The 18,157-nt window shown below is 71.0% G+C and carries 15 protein-coding genes and 2 pseudogenes; 9 read left to right on the top strand and 8 right to left on the bottom strand.

What is annotated here, in order from left to right:
• Together WT16_RS27800 and ptsP are read right to left on the bottom strand one after the other, a co-directional pair.
• On the bottom strand, positions 1-1,038 hold the full coding sequence (locus WT16_RS27800) for a 1-phosphofructokinase family hexose kinase (protein WP_015602773.1): 1,038 nt from the start codon (positions 1,036-1,038) through the stop codon (positions 1-3).
• Positions 1,035-3,590, bottom strand: a complete 2,556-nt coding sequence (gene ptsP, locus WT16_RS27795) for a phosphoenolpyruvate--protein phosphotransferase (protein ID WP_063534700.1) — start codon at positions 3,588-3,590, stop codon at positions 1,035-1,037. The genes WT16_RS27800 and ptsP overlap by 4 nt, the downstream gene beginning before the upstream one ends.
• Before the next feature lie 226 nt (positions 3,591-3,816).
• Here ptsP and WT16_RS27790 point away from each other — a divergent pair, with 226 nt between their 5' ends.
• Both WT16_RS27790 and WT16_RS27785 read left to right on the top strand, forming a co-directional pair.
• Complete coding sequence (locus WT16_RS27790) at positions 3,817-4,818, top strand: LacI family DNA-binding transcriptional regulator (RefSeq protein ID WP_015603982.1); 1,002 nt, start codon at positions 3,817-3,819, stop codon at positions 4,816-4,818.
• A gap of 154 nt (positions 4,819-4,972) precedes the next feature.
• Positions 4,973-5,551, top strand: coding sequence for a hypothetical protein (locus tag WT16_RS27785; protein ID WP_009915346.1), 579 nt, complete (start codon positions 4,973-4,975; stop codon positions 5,549-5,551).
• Between the two features lie 339 nt (positions 5,552-5,890).
• On the opposite strand, the pseudogene WT16_RS34620 reads toward WT16_RS27785, so the two are convergent.
• A pseudogene (locus WT16_RS34620) lies at positions 5,891-6,019 on the bottom strand (sensor histidine kinase); the annotation flags it as partial.
• Between WT16_RS34620 and WT16_RS33190 the strand changes: the two are divergent.
• Positions 6,008-6,115 (top strand): annotated as a pseudogene (locus WT16_RS33190) (FAD:protein FMN transferase); the annotation flags it as partial. The pseudogenes WT16_RS34620 and WT16_RS33190 sit on opposite strands and share 12 nt — an antisense overlap.
• Here the strand turns inward: WT16_RS33190 and WT16_RS27780 are convergent.
• From WT16_RS27780 to WT16_RS27770, 3 genes are all read right to left on the bottom strand, one after another.
• Complete coding sequence (locus WT16_RS27780) at positions 6,114-7,625, bottom strand: aldehyde dehydrogenase family protein (RefSeq protein ID WP_063534699.1); 1,512 nt, start codon at positions 7,623-7,625, stop codon at positions 6,114-6,116. The pseudogene WT16_RS33190 and the gene WT16_RS27780 sit on opposite strands and share 2 nt — an antisense overlap.
• A 114-nt stretch (positions 7,626-7,739) precedes the next feature.
• Entirely contained in the window at positions 7,740-8,960 is a 1,221-nt protein-coding gene (locus WT16_RS27775) for a PLP-dependent aminotransferase family protein (protein WP_063534698.1), read from the bottom strand.
• A 54-nt stretch (positions 8,961-9,014) separates the two neighbouring features.
• A complete protein-coding gene (locus tag WT16_RS27770) occupies positions 9,015-10,034 on the bottom strand; it encodes a DUF1338 domain-containing protein (RefSeq protein WP_015603052.1) in 1,020 nt (339 codons plus the stop codon).
• Positions 10,035-10,215: 181 nt separating this feature from the next.
• On the opposite strand from WT16_RS27770, the gene WT16_RS27765 reads away from it, so the two are divergent.
• From WT16_RS27765 to WT16_RS27750, 4 genes are all read left to right on the top strand, one after another.
• Positions 10,216-11,124: a LysR substrate-binding domain-containing protein gene (locus tag WT16_RS27765; protein WP_015602717.1), complete on the top strand. Its 909-nt coding sequence runs from the start codon at positions 10,216-10,218 to the stop codon at positions 11,122-11,124.
• Between the two features lie 60 nt (positions 11,125-11,184).
• A complete protein-coding gene (locus tag WT16_RS27760) occupies positions 11,185-11,514 on the top strand; it encodes a type II toxin-antitoxin system Phd/YefM family antitoxin (protein ID WP_015602900.1) in 330 nt (109 codons plus the stop codon).
• Positions 11,515-11,664: 150 nt separating this feature from the next.
• On the top strand, positions 11,665-12,957 hold the full coding sequence (locus WT16_RS27755; protein ID WP_063534697.1) for an FAD-binding oxidoreductase: 1,293 nt from the start codon (positions 11,665-11,667) through the stop codon (positions 12,955-12,957).
• A 90-nt stretch (positions 12,958-13,047) separates the two neighbouring features.
• Entirely contained in the window at positions 13,048-13,722 is a 675-nt protein-coding gene (locus tag WT16_RS27750; RefSeq protein WP_006028846.1) for a TetR family transcriptional regulator, read from the top strand.
• A gap of 156 nt (positions 13,723-13,878) precedes the next feature.
• Here WT16_RS27750 and WT16_RS27745 read toward each other — a convergent pair whose 3' ends face one another.
• On the bottom strand, positions 13,879-15,678 hold the full coding sequence (locus WT16_RS27745) for a phospholipase D-like domain-containing protein (RefSeq protein WP_063534696.1): 1,800 nt from the start codon (positions 15,676-15,678) through the stop codon (positions 13,879-13,881).
• A 229-nt stretch (positions 15,679-15,907) separates the two neighbouring features.
• A complete protein-coding gene (locus WT16_RS27740; protein ID WP_063534695.1) occupies positions 15,908-16,666 on the bottom strand; it encodes a DeoR/GlpR family DNA-binding transcription regulator in 759 nt (252 codons plus the stop codon).
• Between the two features lie 227 nt (positions 16,667-16,893).
• Between WT16_RS27740 and WT16_RS27735 the strand changes: the two genes are divergently transcribed.
• Both WT16_RS27735 and WT16_RS27730 read left to right on the top strand, forming a co-directional pair.
• Complete coding sequence (locus tag WT16_RS27735; protein WP_006028849.1) at positions 16,894-17,079, top strand: hypothetical protein; 186 nt, start codon at positions 16,894-16,896, stop codon at positions 17,077-17,079.
• 90 nt (positions 17,080-17,169) lie between these two features.
• A complete protein-coding gene (locus tag WT16_RS27730) occupies positions 17,170-18,075 on the top strand; it encodes a DMT family transporter (protein ID WP_059931765.1) in 906 nt (301 codons plus the stop codon).
• Positions 18,076-18,157: the final 82 nt, after the last annotated feature.

Here is an 18,157-nt window from a genome sequence, read left to right as displayed (position 1 = left end):
TTATGAATGAACGGCGCCGCCCGCTTCGGCGGCCAGCGTGAAGGTGTCGACTTCGACCTGCGCGGCGAGCGCGTCGAGCGCCGCGCGCCCGGGCAGGTGCGGGCCGACGCGCGCGAGCTTCGCGGCCGCGAACGCGGTCGCGCGGCGGCCTGCGTCGCCCCAGGCGCGCGCTTCCGTCAGGCTCGCGACGAGCCCGGCGACGAACGCATCGCCCGCGCCGACCGTGCTCGCGACAGGCACGCGCGGCGGCGTCGCGCGGAAGATCCGGTAGGCGGTCGGCCGCGGCGCGGCGACGTTCGCATCGACATCCGCGCCGAATTCCGCCGCCACGCCGAGCGCGCCCTGCGCGCCGAGCGACACGACGACGTGCGCGATCCCCCGCGCGGCCAGCTCGCACGCGGCGCGCACGATCGCGTCGTCGCCGGCGAGCGCGCGGCCGAGCGCCGCCTCGAGCTCCGCGAGATTCGGCTTCACGAGGTCCGGCAGCTCGCGCGGGTCGCCCGCCGCGAGCGCGTCGGCGAGCGGCGCGCCGCTCGTGTCGAGCGCGACGCGCGCGCCCGCGTCGTGCAGCGCGCGCGTCGCGCGCCGGTAGAACGACGCATCGACGCCCGGCGGCAGGCTGCCCGCGAGCACGACCCAGCAGCCGGGCGCCGCGAGTTCCACGATCCGGCGCTCGAGCGCGGCGACATCGGCCGCCGTCGGCCGCGACGTCGCGAGATTGATGTCGGTCGTCTCGCCGCGCGCATCGTCGACGAGCTTCACGTTGATCCGCGTGCGCCCCGCGATCCGCACGAAGCGGTCCGCGATCTGCTTGTCGGCGAACATCGCGTCGAACGCCGCGCCGTCGTCCGCGCCGAGCAGCCCGGTCGCGATCGTCGCGATCCCGTAGTCGGCGAGGCACCCGGCGACGTTCACGCCCTTGCCGCCCGCGTTGAATTCGAGCGATTCCGCGCGGTTCACGTCGCCGAGCGCGAGGTTGCGCACGCGCACGGTCTGGTCGAGCGCCGGATTCGGCGTCACGGTCACGACGGTCGTCATGCGGCCGCCCGGATCTCGGCCGAATCGAGCGCGCGCACCGCATCGACGTCCGCGCAGTCGAGCGCGCGCAGCGCGAGCGCCTGCAGCGCGTCGAGCCGCGCGCCGCGCAGCCGCGTCTTCACCGCGGCGACGTCGCGCGCGCTCATCGACAGCTCGTCGACGCCTAGGCCCGCGAGAATCGACGCGCCGAGCGGATCGCCCGCGAGCCCGCCGCACACGCCGACCCACTTGCGATGACGGCGCGCGCCGTCGACCGTCTGCCTGATCATCCGCAGCACGGCCGGATGCAGGCTTTCGGCGAGCCGCGCGAGCTCCGGATGCTCGCGGTCGATCGCGAGCACATATTGCGTCAAGTCGTTCGTGCCGATCGAGAAGAAATCGACGACCTGCGCGAAGTGATCGGCGAGCGCCGCGGCCGACGGCGTCTCGACCATGATGCCGAGCGGCACCTTCGGCGCGTCGAGCTCGGCGCGCACGGTCTCGGCGAGCGCGAGCGCGTCGCGCGCCTCGTCGAGCGTCGACACCATCGGGAACATGATCCAGAGCGGCCCCGCCTTCGCCGCGCGATACAGCGCGCGCAGTTGCGGCACGAAGAGATCCGGCCGCCGCAGGCACAAGCGCAGCCCGCGCACGCCGAGGAACGGATTCGCTTCGTGCGGCAGGTTCAGATACGGCACCTGCTTGTCGCCGCCGATGTCGAGCGTGCGGATGATGAGCCGCCGGCCGCCGCTCGCGTCGACCATCTGCTTGTAGCACGCGTATTGCTCGTCCTCGTCGGGCGCGTCGCGGCGCTCGAGAAACAGGAACTCGGTGCGCATCAGGCCGACGCCGTCCGCGCCCTGCGCGAGCGCGTCCGCAACCTGCGCGGGCCGCGTGATGTTCGCGCCGATCTCGATCACGTGGCCGTCGAGCGTCGCCGCGGGCAGCGCGCGGTTCGCGCTCGCGCGCCGCCGCTCGTCGGCCAGGCGCTGCTCGACCTGCCGCGCGCGCTCGGCATCGCGCGCCGACACGCCGACGTAAAGCCGCCCCGCGTTGCCGTCGAGCACCGCGCACGCGCCGTCGGCGACGCCCATCAGCGTCGCGCCGCACGCAACCACCGCCGGCACGCCGAGCGTGCGCGCGAGGATCGCCGTGTGCGACGTCGGGCCGCCCGCGACCGTGCAGAAGCCGAGCGTCACGGCCGGGTCGAGCTGCGCGGTGTCGGACGGCGTCAGATCTTCGGCGATCAGGATCGACGGCGCGCCCGCGCCGCCCGCCGCCGCGCCGTCGCCCGTCTCGCCGAGATGCCGCAGCACGCGCCGCGCGACGTCGCGCAAATCGGTCGCGCGCGCGGCGAGGAGCGGATCGGAGAGCGCGGCGAGCCGCCCGGCCTGCGCTTCGGTCGCGCGATGCCACGCCCACGCGAGCCCGTGCCCGTCGACGATCAGCCGCACGACCTCGTCGAGCAGCCCGGCGTCGTTCAGCAGCTCGCGCTGCGCGACGAAGATCTCGCCCTCGGCCGCGCCGAGCCGCGACGCCGTCTCGCGCGCGAGCGCGTCGAGCTCGGCCGCCGTATTGGCGAGCGCGCGCTCGAACCGATGCGACGCGTCGAGCGTGTCGCCCGGCCGGTCCTCGACGTCGACGCGCGTCGCGCGCAGCACGCGCACCGGCCCCGTCACGAGGCCCGGCCCCGCGCCGATGCCCTCGAACGCGGTCGCCGGGTCCTCGGGCGTCCACAGCGCCGGCTGCGCGCTCTGCCGGCGCGCCTGCGCGGCCGCCGCGCGCGCATGCTCCTCGGCGGCGAGCGCTTCGATCGTGCGCGCGAGCGCGGCGAGCGCGTCGGCCGCGTCGACGCCCTGCGCGGACACGACGAGCCGCGCCTGCGCGGTCGCGCCGAGCTGCAACAGGCTGACGAGGTTCTTCGGATCGGCGGCGAACTCGCCGCAACGCACGCGCAGCGCCGCCTGATAGCGCTTCGCGGTCGCGACCCAAGCGCTCGCGGGCCGCGCGTGCAGGCCGTGCGGATAGTCGAGGATCAGTTCCCGCTGGTGCGCGTAGTCGGCGGGCGTCGCCGCGGCGACGGCGGCCGACGCGCCACCGGCCGCGCCCGTTACGCTTGCACTGCTTGCCGCGCGCGCCGGCTGCGCGCCGTTCAGCGCGTCGACAATTGCCTGCGGATCGCGCGCGGCGAGCAGCCGCTCGAGCTGCGCCGGATCGCCGATCAGCCGGGTCAGGCGCTGCAGCAGCGCGATGTGCTCGCCGGACTGCGCGGCGATCGCGACGACGAGCCGCGCGCGCTCGCCGCCCTGCCACTCGACGCCGTCCGGCAGTTGCAGCACCGCGACGCCCGTGCGGCGGATCAGGTGGCGATCCTCCTGCAGCCCGTGCGGGATCGCGACGCCGCTGCCGAGGTACGTGTTCGACACCTGCTCGCGGCCGTGCAGGCTGTCGACATAGCCGGGCTCGATGACGCCCGCCGCGACGAGCAGCGCGCCGGCCTGGCCGATCGCATCGTGTTTCGAGTCGGCCTTCGCGCCGAGCCGGACGAGTTCCGCGGTGAGCAACGGCGGCATCGCGTCTCCTGGGATGAGTCGTTGGAATGTGCGTATTGGAATCGATACCACTTTGACCGTCAAGCGTTCCCCGATTTTGGGAAACCGCGTGAAATGTGCGGCGAGCGCCGATAGAATAGGCAAACGGCCTGTCTGCGGGCGGCCCCGGCGCTTGCGCCGGGGGTTGCTTCCGTCGCCCAGATTCAGGGTAAATACCGATCCCGGAAAGAAATCGATTTCAGTCGTCATGGCGTTACGAATCAAGGATGTCGCGGAAGCGGCGGGCGTGTCGGTCACGACGGTCTCGCGCGTGCTGTCGAACAACGGCCCGGTGCGCGACACCGTGCGCCGCCGCGTGCTCGAAGTGATCGAGCGGCTCGACTACCGGCCGAACGCGGCCGCGCGCCGGCTGCGCTCGGGCGAAACCGCGACGATCGGCCTCATCGTGTCCGACGTGCGCAACCCGTTCTTCACCGAGGTAAGTCGCGCGGTCGAGGACGCCGCATACGCGCAAGGCATGCGCGTGATCCTCTGCAACACAGACGAGAACCCGGAAAAGGAAGCGATGTACCTGCGGCTGATGGAAAGCGAGCGCGTGACAGGCGTCATCTATTCGCCGACATACGACGCCGCGCGGCAATTCGACGCGCGCGCGCACGCGTTCCCGGTCGTGATGATCGACCGCGCGGGGCCGGCGGGCGCGGCCGACGCGGTCACGCTCGACAACCGCGACGCGGCGGCGCAGCTTGCCGAGCATCTGGTCGGGCGCGGCTACCGGCGCGTCGCGGGGCTGTTCGGCAACGCGAGCACGACGGGCCGCGAACGGCACGCGGCGTTCGTCGACGCGCTGCGCCGCCACGCGCTGCCCGTCGACGCGGAATTCGTCGATCCGCATCCGCAGGCGGCGCACGCGCGCGTGCATGCGTGGCTGTCGGGCGACGCGGCCGCGCGGCCCGACGCGATCGTCGCGAGCAACGGCCTGCTGCTGCTCGGCGCGTATCGGGCGCTGCGCGAGCGCGGTGCGCGCGTGCCGGACGACGTCGCGCTCGCGGGCTTCGACAACGACGCATGGACGGAGCTCGTCACGCCCGGCGTGACGGTGATCGCGCAGCCCGTCTACGAGATCGGCAAGAACGCGATGCAACTGCTTACGCAGCGGCTCGCCGATCCGGCGATGTCCGCGCGCACGCTGGTGCTGCCGGGGGAGTTGATCGTGCGGGGGTCGACGGCCGCGCGGAACGGCGCGTAAGCAGCCGGCCTCACAAAATACCCGCCCCTGAAAATTTCAAACTAACAAAAATGGTAGGTATTCACCGACGAATAAATCCTACTCTTTAGTCGAGAGACAATCGGCACGGCTCTCGCTTTCAAATTCAATCCGTGCTTTTCCGAGGAGCCACAAAATGAGCCAATTTACCGACGTTCTGGAGGAAATGCGCACGCATTACAAGTCGTCTCTTGATCAGGCATCGCCCCGCCGCTATGCCGCCTCGCAGCAGCTCGCCTCTTATTTCACCGCCGCGCAGGCGTCTTCCGCGAAGCTTTCAGCGCAGGACAACGACTTGCTGAAAGGGCTGCAAATCGACGCGCAATCGTCCGGACAGGAGGAAGCGAGCGGAATCGAGACCGGCATCGTCGGCGCAACCGAGGCGCTGAAGAGTTCAGGAGCGTCTCCCGCTTCCGTCGAAGAATTCAAGAAGAAGATGGAAGAACAGAGGAAAAAGGCGAAGGAGGATTCCAACGCGAGAATCGACAAGATTTTCGACACGGCGATCAAAATCGGACTGGAACACCCGGAACTTCAGCACCCGATCGTCGCCTTGATGGACAAGATCGGCAATTTCTTCAGCGAACTTTTCGACAAGATTACGAGCTTCATCGTGGGCGTCGTAAAGGATGTCGTCGCGTGGCTCAGCAATGCGTGGGACAGCATCAAGAGTACGTTCAAAGGCATCGCGGGATGGATATCCGGCTGGTTCTGACGCCGCGCGCCGGCCTCGACGAAATGCGGCACGCCGTCGGCGCCCGTTATCGCGCCGCGAATCGGGCCCCGCATCGGGCCCCGATCCCGGCAAGCGCCCGCCGAACGCACATGGCGAGCTGACGCGGGCGGCCGCGAACGCCGACGATCCGATCGGGCGCGGCGCCGGAATCGCGACAGGAAAAAGGGCTCGGAATGGTTCCCGGGCTTTTTTCGGGCGGTGCGCAAGCGAACCGCCGGTGCGCTCTTCCGGCCGGCCGCGCCCGCCGCTTGCCCGCCGAACTTCGCGCCCAGCGCGAACGGCAATCGGGAAGCGCGCCTCGCCAGGCGGGTTGCACGCTCACGGGCGCGTCGCACGATCGTCGCCGAGCGCGAGCCCGTCGACCACCGCCTGAACCCCGTCCGCCTCGCACGGCGCCGGCGAGCGCAGCGCGAACGACGCGCCCGCGCCCTTCGCGATCGCGTCGACGCGGCCGTCGCAACGTCCGGCGATTACCGGCATTGGGCCGACTTCGACGGCGAGCGCCTCTCGCACACGATGGACCCGCGCGCCGGCGCGCCGCTTACACGTCGAACTTCACGCCCTGCGCAAGCGGCAATTCGCGGCTGTAGTTGATCGTGTTCGTCGCGCGGCGCATGTAGCTCTTCCACGCGTCGGAGCCCGACTCGCGGCCGCCGCCCGTCTCCTTCTCGCCGCCGAACGCGCCGCCGATCTCCGCGCCGCTCGTGCCGATGTTCACGTTCACGATCCCGCAATCGCTGCCCGCCGCCGACATGAACTGCTCGGCCTCGCGCACGTCGTTCGTGAAGATCGCCGACGACAGCCCTTGCGGCACGCCGTTGTGGATCGCGAGCGCGTCTTCGAAATCGTCGTAGACGAGCACGTACAGAATCGGCGCGAACGTCTCGCGCGTGACGACGGCCGTCTGCTTCGGCATCCGTACGAGCGCGGGGCGCACGTAGTACGCGTGCGCATGACCGAGCTCGACGCGCTCGCCGCCCTTGACATCGCCGCCCTGCTCGCGCGCATCGGCGAGCGCCTTTTGCATCGCGTCGAACGATGCGCGATCGATCAGCGGGCCGACGAGCGTGCCCGCTTCGAGCGGATCGCCGACCTTCACCGATGCGAACGCCTTCTCGAGGCGCGGCAGCAATTGATCGGCGACGCCGCGATGCACGATCAGTCGGCGCAGCGTCGTGCAGCGCTGGCCCGCCGTGCCGACCGCGGCGAACGTGACCGCGCGCACGACGAGATCGAGATCCGCGCTCGGCGCGACGATCATCCCGTTGTTGCCGCCGAGCTCGAGAATGCTGCGCGCGAGCCGCCGGCTCAGCACCTGCGCGACCTCGATGCCCATCCGCACGCTGCCCGTCGCTGACACAAGCGGCACCTTCGGCGAAGCGCAAAGCGCCTCGCCGACGTCGCGGCCGCCGAGCACGAGCTGGTGCAGCCCCTCCGGCACGACGCCCGGATGGGTCTTGTCGAATTCGCGCACCGCCTTCGCGAACAGCGCGTGGCACGCGATCGCGGTGAGCGGCGTCTTCTCGGACGGCTTCCAGACGACCGGATCGCCGCACACGAACGCGAGCGCCGCATTCCATGACCATACGGCAACCGGGAAGTTGAACGCGGAGATCACGCCGCACACGCCGAGCGGATGCCAGGTCTCCATCATCCTGTGGCCGGGGCGCTCGGACGCGATCGTCAGGCCATAAAGCTGCCGCGACAGACCGACCGCGAAATCGCAGATGTCGATCATCTCCTGCACTTCGCCCAGGCCCTCGGATGCGATCTTGCCCGCCTCGAGCGTGACGAGCCGGCCGAGCGCCGCCTTGTGCTCGCGCAGCACGTTGCCGAACACACGCACGAGCTCGCCGCGCACGGGCGCGGGCACCGTGCGCCACTTGAGGAACGCTTGATGCGCGGCGTCGATCTTGCGCCCGGCGTCCGCCGGGCTGTCGGCGGCGAGCGTCGCGAGCGTCGCGCCGTCGACGGGCGACCGGGCGGTCAGCGCACTGCCTTGCCAGCGGGACAGATCGACGTCGAGCGCGGCGAGAAGGTCGTTGAATTGCATCGCTTCCTCTTCAGAACAGAATCGGGTTGATCGGTGCGGCGTCGCCGCCGCGAATGAATCGATTGGACCGCGTTCGCGCGCCGCATGCAAGCGCACTGGCCATTCGGCCTGGTCCTAACGGCGCGCCGCGAGCGCCGCGCGCAACCGGCGCACGCCCTCGAAGATCTCCGCTTCGCCCGGCGCGGCGAACGACAGCCGCAGGCTGCCCGCATCCGCGTCGCGCGCGTAGAACGCCGCGCCGGGCACGTACATCACGTTGTGCTCGAGCGCGCGCCTGAGCACCTCGGCCGCGTCGCGGCCGCCGCTCAAGCGCGCCCACACGAACATGCCGCCCGACGGCTCGCGCCATTCGACCTCGTCCGGCACGAATTGCGCGAGCGCGCCGACGAGCGCGCGGCAGCGGCTGCCGTAAGTCTGCGCGATCGTGCGCAAATGCGCGGCGAGCCGGCCGCTTTCCAGATAGCGGCGGATCGCCTCCTGCGCGATCGGTGCGGTGCACAAATCGCTCGTCTGCTTCGCCACGGTCATCCGCCGCAGGATCGCGGCGGGCGCGACCGCCCAGCCGATCCGCAGGCCCGGCGCGACGATCTTCGACAGGCTGCCGAGATAGACCGTCCAGTCCGATGCGCCGTCGTGCGCGAGCACGGGCTTCACCGGCTCGCCGGAAAAACGCAGGTCCGCGTAAGGATCGTCCTCGACGAGCACGAACCGCGCGTCGGCCGCGAGCGCCGCGAGCCGCGCGCGGCGCGCCGGCGGCAGCGTCGCGCCCGTCGGGTTCGCGAACGTCGGCACCGTGTACAGCAGCTTCGGGCAGCGCTCGGCCGCGGGCCACGCGGCGAGCTGCGCGGCGAGCGCGTCCGGATCGACGCCGTCGGCATCGGTGCGCACCGGCACGAGCCTCGCGCCCGCGAGCCGCAGCGCCTGCAGCGCGGCCGGATACGCGGGCGCCTCGACGAGCGCGACGTCGCCCGGCTCGATCAGCGCGCGCACGAGCAAATCGAAGCCCTGCTGCGAGCCCGTCGTGACGAGCACCTGCGCGGCGTCGCACGCCACGCCGCGCGCGCGCGTCATCCAGTCGGCGAGCGCGGCGCGCAGGCCGGGCTGGCCCGCGGTGTCGCCGTATTGCAGGCAGGCCACCGGATCGTCGCGGGTCGCGTCGGTGAACGCCGCCGCGATACCTTCGCGGTCGAACAGCTCGGCGGACGGATAGCCGCCCGCGAACGAGATCATCCCCGGCTTGCCGACGTGCTTGAACAGCTCGCGGATCGGCGAGCCCTGCGGATCAGCGAACGGCGCGGCGAACGGATAGTCGACAGCGGCGGCGGCGAGCGTCATGGCGGCTCCGGTGCGGGAGAAGTCAGGCGAAAGGCGGATCGGACGCCGGGCGGATCAGGCGGCGGCCGTCATCTTGAAGATGCCGGTTGCGTTGCCCGCGTCGAAGCTCAGATCGAGCGCGCGGCGGCCCGTCTCCGCATCGGCGACCGTGTCGCGCGTGATGAATTCGTAGAACGAGCCCGGCACCTCGCGCTCGACGAGCGCGCCCGACGCGTCGACGAACGCGCGCACGACCGGGTCCGCGCGGAACGCGGTCTGCCGCACGCGGCCCGAGCGCGACACCTCGACGGCCGGCTTGATCGGCCGCCCGAGCGCGCGTTGCGCGGCGGCGAGCGCATCGACGTCGGGCACCCGGTCGGTCACGTGGTTGAACGCGTTGCCTTCGGTCGCGATCCACGCCATCTCCGCCGATTCGGCGAGCAGCGTTTCGTAGTCGGCGAGCGCCGGGCTCGCATGCTGACGGCCGAAGCAGCGCACGAGCACGGGCAGGAGCGCGCATGCGTCGGCGAGCGGCAGCGATGCGTCGCGCTCGAGCTCGGCGAGCGTCGCGGCGGCCTGCGGCGTCAGCGGATCGGCCGAGGTACCGAGCACGTTCGTCGCGGCCGCCTGGAACGCGGCGCTGAAGCGCTCAGGATGGACCTCGCTCACGAAGAATTGCGCGATCTGGTGCGGCGCGTCGAGATGCGCGTAAGAGCGGCCCGTCATCCTGAGGCGCTCGAGCGGATACGTGCCGTTCAGCCGATAGCCGAGCGGGCGCAGGATTCGCGTGAACGCCGCCTCGCCGGGCGGCAGCGCGCCGCACGACGGCCAGCGCACGGTGCGCAGCGCGCCGTGATCGAAGGTCACGCGGCCGCCGCCGAGCGCGACGTCGCGCGTATAGGCGCGGCCCGTCGGCACCCGTTCGAGCAGATCCGCGAACAGCGCCATGTTCAGCGCCTGCGCGAGCTCGGCGCGCGTGACGACACCCGGCTCGCAGCGCTCGAAGCACGTCGGAACATGCATGAACCGCATCAACTCGTCGAGGGTCGGCTGATCGGAAACGGTGGCGAGCAAGGCGGCGAGATTCGGGTTCATCGGGTTGTTCCGTGGGTTTGCGTCGTTGCGGTGGCGCGGCACTTATCGAGCGGCGACGCGGCGCGCCTGAAATGTCCGGGGTCGATTTTCGGTGCGCGAAATCCGCCCGGCAATTGATATAAACTCACCAGATCATTCCTGAAATTCACCAACTCGCGATTTTCCGATCGCTCGACAGCCGATGCGAAAAGGCATTCCGAACCTCGCGGCGCTGCAGGTCTTCGAAGCGGCGGCCCGCCACGAAAGCTTCACCCGCGCGGCCGACGAGCTGGCGCTCACGCAAAGCGCGGTCAGCCGCCAGATCACGTCGCTCGAGGCGCGGCTCGGCGTTGCGTTGTTCCTGCGGATCAAGAAGCGGGTGGTGCTGACGCCGCACGGCCGCCACTACGCGGCGCTCGTGCGGCGCAACCTCGAGCGCATCGAGCGCGACACGCTCGAGCTGATGGCGCAGCGCGGAATCGGCGCGACGCTCGAGCTCGCGGTCGTGCCGACGTTCGCGAGCCAATGGCTGATTCCGCGCCTGCCGCAATTCCGCGCGCTGCGGCCCGACATCACGGTGAACCTGTCGGTGCGCACCGAGCCGTTCCTGTTCAGCGATTCGACGTTCGACGCCGCGATCTACTTCGGCCATGCGCTGTGGCCCGGCACGCAAGGGCGGCTGCTGTTCCTCGAAGGCGACATGCTGCCCGTCTGCAGTCCGGCGCTGCTGAACGCGAACGGGCGGCGGATCACGCGCGACGCGCTGCTCGACTTGCCGCTGCTGCACCTGTCGACGCGCGCGGACGCGTGGCGCGACTGGTTTCGCGCGCACGGCCTCGACAACGATCTGCGCGCGGTGCGCGGGCCGCGCTACGAGCTGTTCACGATGCTGACGGCGGCCGCACACGCGGGCATGGGCGTCGCGCTGATGCCGGAGCTGCTCGTCGCCGACGAACTCGCGTCGGGGCGCCTTTGCGCGCCGCTCGACTGGCGGCTGCCGAGCGACGCCGGCTACTACCTCGTCGCGCCGGACGCCGCCGCCGGCAGCGAGCCGTTCGTCGCGTTGGCCGAATGGCTGGGTTCCGTCGCGCCGGCGCGGCCGATAAGCTGACGCGACCCTCCTGCTCATTCGTTCATCGGCCGGCGGCAGGCCGGCCACGCGAGACCGATCATGACCATTCGCATCGTCGACATCGTGCCGCTGTCCATCGCGCGCGCCCGCTTTTCCGAGCTGGCGGACGACGCGCGGGGCGGCGGCGAGAAGATCATCACGAAGAACGGCGCGGCGTACGTCGCGCTGATCGACGCGAGACGGCTCGATCACTATCACCGGCTCGAGCGCGAGCAGGCGAAGCGGCCCGGTGCGGCGCCGATGCGCGATGGCGGCGCTCCCGGCGCCGACGGCGCGGCCGAACGCGCGCCGCCCGCGACGGACGATGCCGCCGCCGATGCCCGCGGCTCCGATCCGCCGCCGGCCGTGACTCGCGCCGGCATCGATTGACGCAGGGACGATCCGCGCTTCGGCGGCGGAAGGCGTCCGATGCGCCTGCGTCCATCCGTGCAGACGCTGCTTCATCGCGCGCAAGACAACCGATACGATAGTGGGATCATTCGCTCTTAACCGGCCACGAACGGCCCGAACGACAACCGCATGCAGAACTACTACGAAGCCACGGTGACGCGCACGCCCTACCCCGCGCTCGCCGAACGCATCGACGTCGACGTGTGCATCGTCGGCGGCGGCCTGGCGGGCCTGTCGACGGCCCTCGGGCTCGTCGAGCGCGGCGTGCGCGACATCGCGGTGCTCGACGCGCAAACGGTCGGCTTCGGCGCATCGGGCCGCAACGGCGGCTTCGTGTTCGGCGGCTACAGCCTCGACAACGCGGACTTGCTGCGCACGCTCGGCCCCGCGTCCGCCCGCGCGCTCTATCGCCTGACGATCGACGCGGTCGGCCTGATCCGCGCGCGCGCCGCGCACTACGGCATCGACTGCGAGCTAGTGGACGGCGGCGTGATCCTCGCGAACTGGTTCGACGATCCGGCGCGTCTTTGCGCGCCGCGCGAGCTGATGAAGGAGGCGTTCGGCGTCGACTGGGAACCGCTCGACGATCGCGAGCTGCGCACGCGGCTGAAGACCGAGCGCTATCACGGCGGCCTCTTCGAACGCAACGCGTTCCACTTCCATCCGCTGAAGTACGTGCTCGGTATCGCGGCAGCGGCCGCGCGAGGCGGCGCGCGGATTCACGAGCATTCGGCCGCGCGCGCGATCCGCCGCGACGGCGCGGGCTTCGTCGTCGCGACCGACGGCGGCGCGGTGCGCGCGCGTCGTGTCGTGTTTGCGGGCGGCGGCTACGCGCGCGGCGTGTATCCGCGCATCGAGCGCGCGGTGCTGCCGATCGCGACCTACGTGATCGCGACCGAGCCGCTCGGCGCGCGGCTCGCCGATGCGATCGCATGCGAATCGGCCGTCTACGACACCCGCTTCGCGTTCGACTACTACCGGCCGCTCGCCGACACCCGGATTCTGTGGGGCGGCCGCATCTCCGTGCTCGAACGCGGGCCGCAAGCCATCGCGCGGCTGCTCAGGCGCGATCTGCTGCGTGTGTATCCGCAATTGCGCGACGTCGCCGTGCAGTTCGCGTGGGGCGGGCTCATGAGCTACGCACGCCACAAGATGCCGCAGATCGGCCGGGACGCGGACGGCGTCTGGCACGCGGTCGGCTTCGGCGGCCACGGCATGGCGCCGACGACAGTCGCGGGCGAAGTGCTCGCGGCGGCGCTCGCCGAAGGGCGCCCCGTGCCCGACGGCTTCGCGAGGTTCGGCCTCGTGCGCACGTTCGGCCTCGCGGGGCTCGCCGCTGCGCAGCTCACGTACAGCGCGTGCGAGGCCCGCGACGCGCTCGCCGCGCGCCGCTGCGCACGCTCCGGCAAACCCGTCGTTTAGAGCCAGGAGTCGGGCGAAAGCCGCTTGGGGTGCGTGCTAGAATGCGCCGACCATGCCGCCGTCCGATCACCGCCGTCCGATCACGCCAAAATGAAACAAGGAAGCAAGGCCGCAGCGCCCGACGCCGAAGCGAGGCGAGACGAGGCGCGCCGCAAATACGACCCCGAGCAGACGAAGCGCAACATCCTCGACGTCGCCACGCAGGAGTTCTCGGCGATGGGGCTGTCGGGCGCGCGCGTCGATGCGATCGCCGAACGCACGAACACGACGAAGCGGATGCTCTATTACTACTTCGACAGCAAGGAAGGGCTGTACGAAGCGGTGCTGGAGAAGGTCTACGGCGACATCCGCACGCTCGAGCTCGAACTGAACGTCGGCGAGCTGGAGCCGCGCGAAGGGCTGCGCCGGCTCGTCGAATTCACGTTCGACTATCACGACAAGCATCGCGATTTCGTGCGCCTCGTGACGATCGAGAACATTCACGGCGCGAAATACATCGAGCAACTGAAGTCGTTCAAGAACCGCAACGTCAGCATCATCAAGACGCTCGAGGAACTGCTCGCGCGCGGCGTCGAAAGCGGCGTGTTCCGCGACGACGTCGACCCGTTCGATCTGCATCTGCTCATCAGCTCGTTCTGCTTTCATCGCGTCGCGAACCGCTATACGTTCGGCACCGCGTTCGGCCGCGATCCGTCGTCGCCGCGGCTGCGTGCGCGGCATCGCGCGATGATCGCCGATACCGTGTTGCGCTACGTTGCCCGCTGATCGCCGGCCGATCGTCCGCCGGCGCCGGCGCGCCGCCGAGCGAGGCGATCGTCATGCGGTTCGTTCCCGGACCGCGACCGCGAATCGGGCCGCAGGCCGCACATCGACGATGCGGCACGACGCGCACGCAAATGCCGACGCCGGCGCCCGATCCGGTCAATGCGCCGCCACCGGCGCCGCAAGCGCGATCCGCGCCTTCTCCTCCGGGCTTCCGTCGACGAAATACTTCTTCGCCCATCGCGAATCGGGCTGCAGCGCGAGGCCGCCGCGCGCACCCGCCGCCCCGGCGCTCGAGCCGTTGCCGCGACGCAAAGCGATCGCCAGCGCGCGCGCACGATAGTGCTCGTAAAGCCGCAGGAATTCCGCGAGATAGATCCCCGCGACGCGCGCATCGCGAATCTCGAGCAGGTTCTCGTCGTTGTAGTGCTCGGAGTTCGCGCTCATGTTCGCCGAGCCGCTGTAGACGATCGGGTTCGCGCCTTCCGCATCGATCACGATGAACTTGTGGTGAACGACCACGGGCGGATACGGCGGCGGCGTCTCGCCCGGAAAGAGCCGCAGCTCCGGCTCGAAGCCGTCGGGCACCGTCGCGGGCGAGAAGTAGGCGGCGTCGATCACGTCGCGATTCGAGCGGCTGCGGTGATACAGCTCCAGGTTCGCGAGACGCGCGGCGTCGAGCGTCTTGCCGTCGCGCTGGTCCGCATCCGCCTGCTGCGCGCCGCGCGCGCTGATCGCGTTGACGAGCCCGAACATCATCAGCCCGCGGTCGCCCGCCGCGAAGCACGCGTCGCGCAGCGCGGCGTCGGTCGGCATGAACAGGCAAAACGCGACCGAATGCTGCGCGCCGCGAACCGCGTCGACGATCGTATCGATCTGCGTGCGCACGCCGCGCGGCTCCGGCGAAAACGACACGCGCACGCGCGCCGAGCCGACCTCGACCGGCTCCGTCCAGCCGGGCGCGAGACGCGCGGTCTCGGCGATGCCCGGATTCGACGCGAGCGCGCGCGCCCGGGCGTTGTACAGCTCGGCGAGCGCCGCCGATTCGAACGTGTGCAGCACGTTCGCCTGCTCGGTGATGCCCTCGGTCGTGAAGTTCGCCGAGCCGGTCAGCACGCGCGCGGGCCCGGTCTCGTCGCCCGCGACGATGAACTTGTCGTGCATGATTCGCGTCTTGTCGCGCGGCGCGAGCATCGCGACGCCCGTCAGTTGCTCGACGGCCGGCTGGTTCGGCGACGGCAGCGGCGGCTCGCCCGAGCCGCGCTTCGTCTCGTGCGCGTCGTAGACGATCGCGAGCGCATCCGCGCCGTGCGCGCGGCCGAACGCGTCGAATGCGGGAATCGCCCACAGCGGATCGGTCAGGTGATAGACGGCCGATGCCGCACGCCGCGCGTCGGCGCCGAGCATCAGCCCGAAGGTCTCCTGCAGATCGTTCGCGAGCCACGTGCGCAGGCGCAGCGCCGCGTCGGGCGACGGTGCGGCGCCGTCGGCCAGATGCAGCGCGCGGGCCTGCTTCGCGAACGCCTGCGAGCTCACCACCGCGCGGTTGAACCACGTGCCGACACCGCCCTCGACGTGCGCGGGCAGCGTGATCGCGCACACGCCCGCGTCGGCTTCGAGCACCTGCAGCGACGCGGGCGTGCCGACGACCGGATAGACGTCGTAGCGAAACGTCTGACCGCGATCGGGCGGATCGATCCGTGCGTCCCACCACATGAATTTCTGGATCGGCGCCTGGTCGGTCGGCGCATCGCCCTGCGTGTGGGCCGCGGGGCCGTCGAAGGTCAGCCGGTTCGGCAGCCAGCTCGTCGCGGCGCGGGTCTTGCCGTCCGCCGACCAGAAGCCGGGCGTGCGCTTGATCGCGAAGCCGAGAAAATCGTCGCGCCGCTGCGCGTCGGGCCAGTCGAAGGCCAGCAGGACCAACGTCGGGGAAAGATAGCTGCGCACGCTGACGGACATCGCCGCCCTCCTCGGCTCATCGCCTTCCCAAGTGAAAGCGTCGAGTGTTCAACGCGAGCTTGCCGCGCGTGTGACATTCGGATGAAGTTTCCGTGTCGCGCGGGCTTCGGCGCGGCCGCCCGCCGCGCCGCATCGCGCTACCCTGCCGGTTTCAGGAAAATAGAGTGCCTGGTACGCCGGAACATCTTGCGCATCGCACGCTCGCCGCACCCGGCCGGCGAACCGGCGCTCATCCGCAGACGACGAGCTCGAGCCCCCGCGACGTCAGCGCCCGCCGCATCGTCTTGTCCGGCGCGCGCTCGGTCACGAGAAAGCGCGCTGCGTCCGAGCCGTTGATCCGCACGGGCGTCACGCGTCCGAACTTCGAGTGGTCGGCGACGACGATCGGCGCGGCCGCCGCCGCGAGCATTCGCCCGCGCACCTCGGCGACGACGCGCGAGTAGTCGGTCAGCGTGCCGTCCGGCGTGATCCCGCCCGCGCCGACGAACGCGAAATCGACGTGGTATTGCGCGAGCTGCTGGATCGTGTCGAGGCCGAACGTCGCGTCCTCGTCGTCGGACAGCTCGCCGCCGAGCAGCGTCACGCAGTTGCCGTTGCGGCGGCCGAGCACGCCGGCGATCCGCCAGTCGTTCGTGTAGACGGTCAGCCGATGGCGGTCGACGAGCGCGAGCGCGACCGCGTGGACCGTGCTGCCCGAGTCGAGCAGCACCGACGCGCCGTCGGGCACGAACTCGGCCGCGCGCCGGCCGATCGCGCGTTTCGCCTCCGCGTGCGACGCGTCGCGCTCGGACACGCTCGGCTCCTGCCGGTCGGCCGCGAGCGCGCCGCCATGCGTCGTGATCACGAGGCCGCGCGCGGCGAGCGCGTTCAGATCGCGGCGGATCGTCTCGCGCGACACGTTGAGCGCGTTCACGAGCTGCGCGACCGACAACGCGCCCGCACGGCCGAGTTCGGTCAGGATGTAGCGATGACGTTGTTCTGCAAGCATGGCGCGCGGCGCGGCCGGGCCGCGGGTCGGAGCGTGGATGGCGAATGGCGGGCTATTGTAGTACGGCGCGGGCGCTTCGCGCCGGCTGCCCTGCCCGGCCGGCCTTCGCCTGCAACCTGCAACCTGCAACCTGCAAGCAATTCAGTGTTTCGCCCCGTGCGGCAATCGGATTCGCCGCGCATTGCTAAACTCGCCGCTCGCCCCAACCAACCGACAGAGGTGAACCGATGTATCGCAAAGGCGCTGTTCTCGAAATCCAGTTTCCGCCGGAGCGGCTCAACGACGCGGCAGGAGACCCGTACTGGATCGATCTCACGCTCGAAGAGGCGCGCCGGCTGCACCGGCAATTGAGCGCGCGCTTCGCGACCGAACCCAGCGCGAACCAGCCGCTCGACACGTTCTCGCTCGACTGAACTGAACCGCGTTCGGCCCAAGCCGCCCGCAGTGCAGATTTCGACAAGACGGCGGCGCGCCGGCGCGCGATACTCGGCCGCTTCGTCGTCATGCCGGCGTCGTCCGGCCCGTTTCGCATGCCTGCTTTCGCTTCCGCCGCCACCGCCGCCGCGTTCGTCGCGCTGTGGTCCACGGGCTTCATCGTCGCGCGCGCGATCAAGCCGTATGCCGATCCGAGCCTGTATCTGCTCGCGCGCTTCTCGGGCACCGCGCTCCTCTATGCGTGCATCGCGCTCGCTACGCGCGCGCCGTGGCCCGCGCGGCGCGAATGGGGCCGCCATCTGCTCGCGGGCGCGCTGCTGCAAGGCGTCTATCTGAGCGCGAGCTACTGGGCCGTCGCGCAAGGGCTCAACGCCGGCGTGATGGCGCTGCTCGGCGCGCTGCAGCCGCTCGCGACCGCCGCGCTCGCCGCGCCGCTCTTCGGCGAGCGGCTCACCGCACGCGGCTGGCTCGGCATGGCGCTCGGCGTCGCGGGCGTCGCGCTCGTGCTCGCGCCGAAGCTCGGCGCCGCGCCGGCGGCGGCAGGCGGCGCGCCCGCGTGGGCCGTCGTCGCGATCGCGCTCGCCGCAGTCGGATCGATCACGGCCGGCTCGCTCTATCAGAAGACCTCGCTCGCGCAAGCGGACTTGCGCACCGCGGTCGCGCTGCAGAATCTCGGCGCGGCGATGGTCGCCGGCGCGGCGGCCGTCGCGCTCGGCGAAACCCGCTGGCACGGCGCGCCCGCGCTGTGGCTCTCGCTCGCATGGGGCATCGGGATGCTGTCCGGCGTCGCGGTGATGCTGCTGATGGCGATGCTGCGCCGAGGCGAAGCGGCGCGCGCGACGTCGCTGCTGTTCCTCGCGCCGCCCCTCGCCGCGCTGCAGGGCTACGCGCTCTTCGGCGAAACGCTCGTGCCGCTGCAGATCGCCGGCTTCGCGGTCGCGCTCGCCGGCGTCACGCTCGCGCGCCGCAACTGAGACGGCCCCCAGTCGACGGCCGCAACTGACGCCCGCGACTCGCGCCCACAACCGGCAACCGCGACCGGCCGCCAGATCGACG

This window comes from Burkholderia sp. MSMB1589WGS (assembly GCF_001636105.1).
Taxonomy (GTDB): Bacteria; Pseudomonadota; Gammaproteobacteria; order Burkholderiales; family Burkholderiaceae; genus Burkholderia; species Burkholderia humptydooensis.
This window is presented reverse-complemented; position numbering and strand designations above follow the sequence as displayed.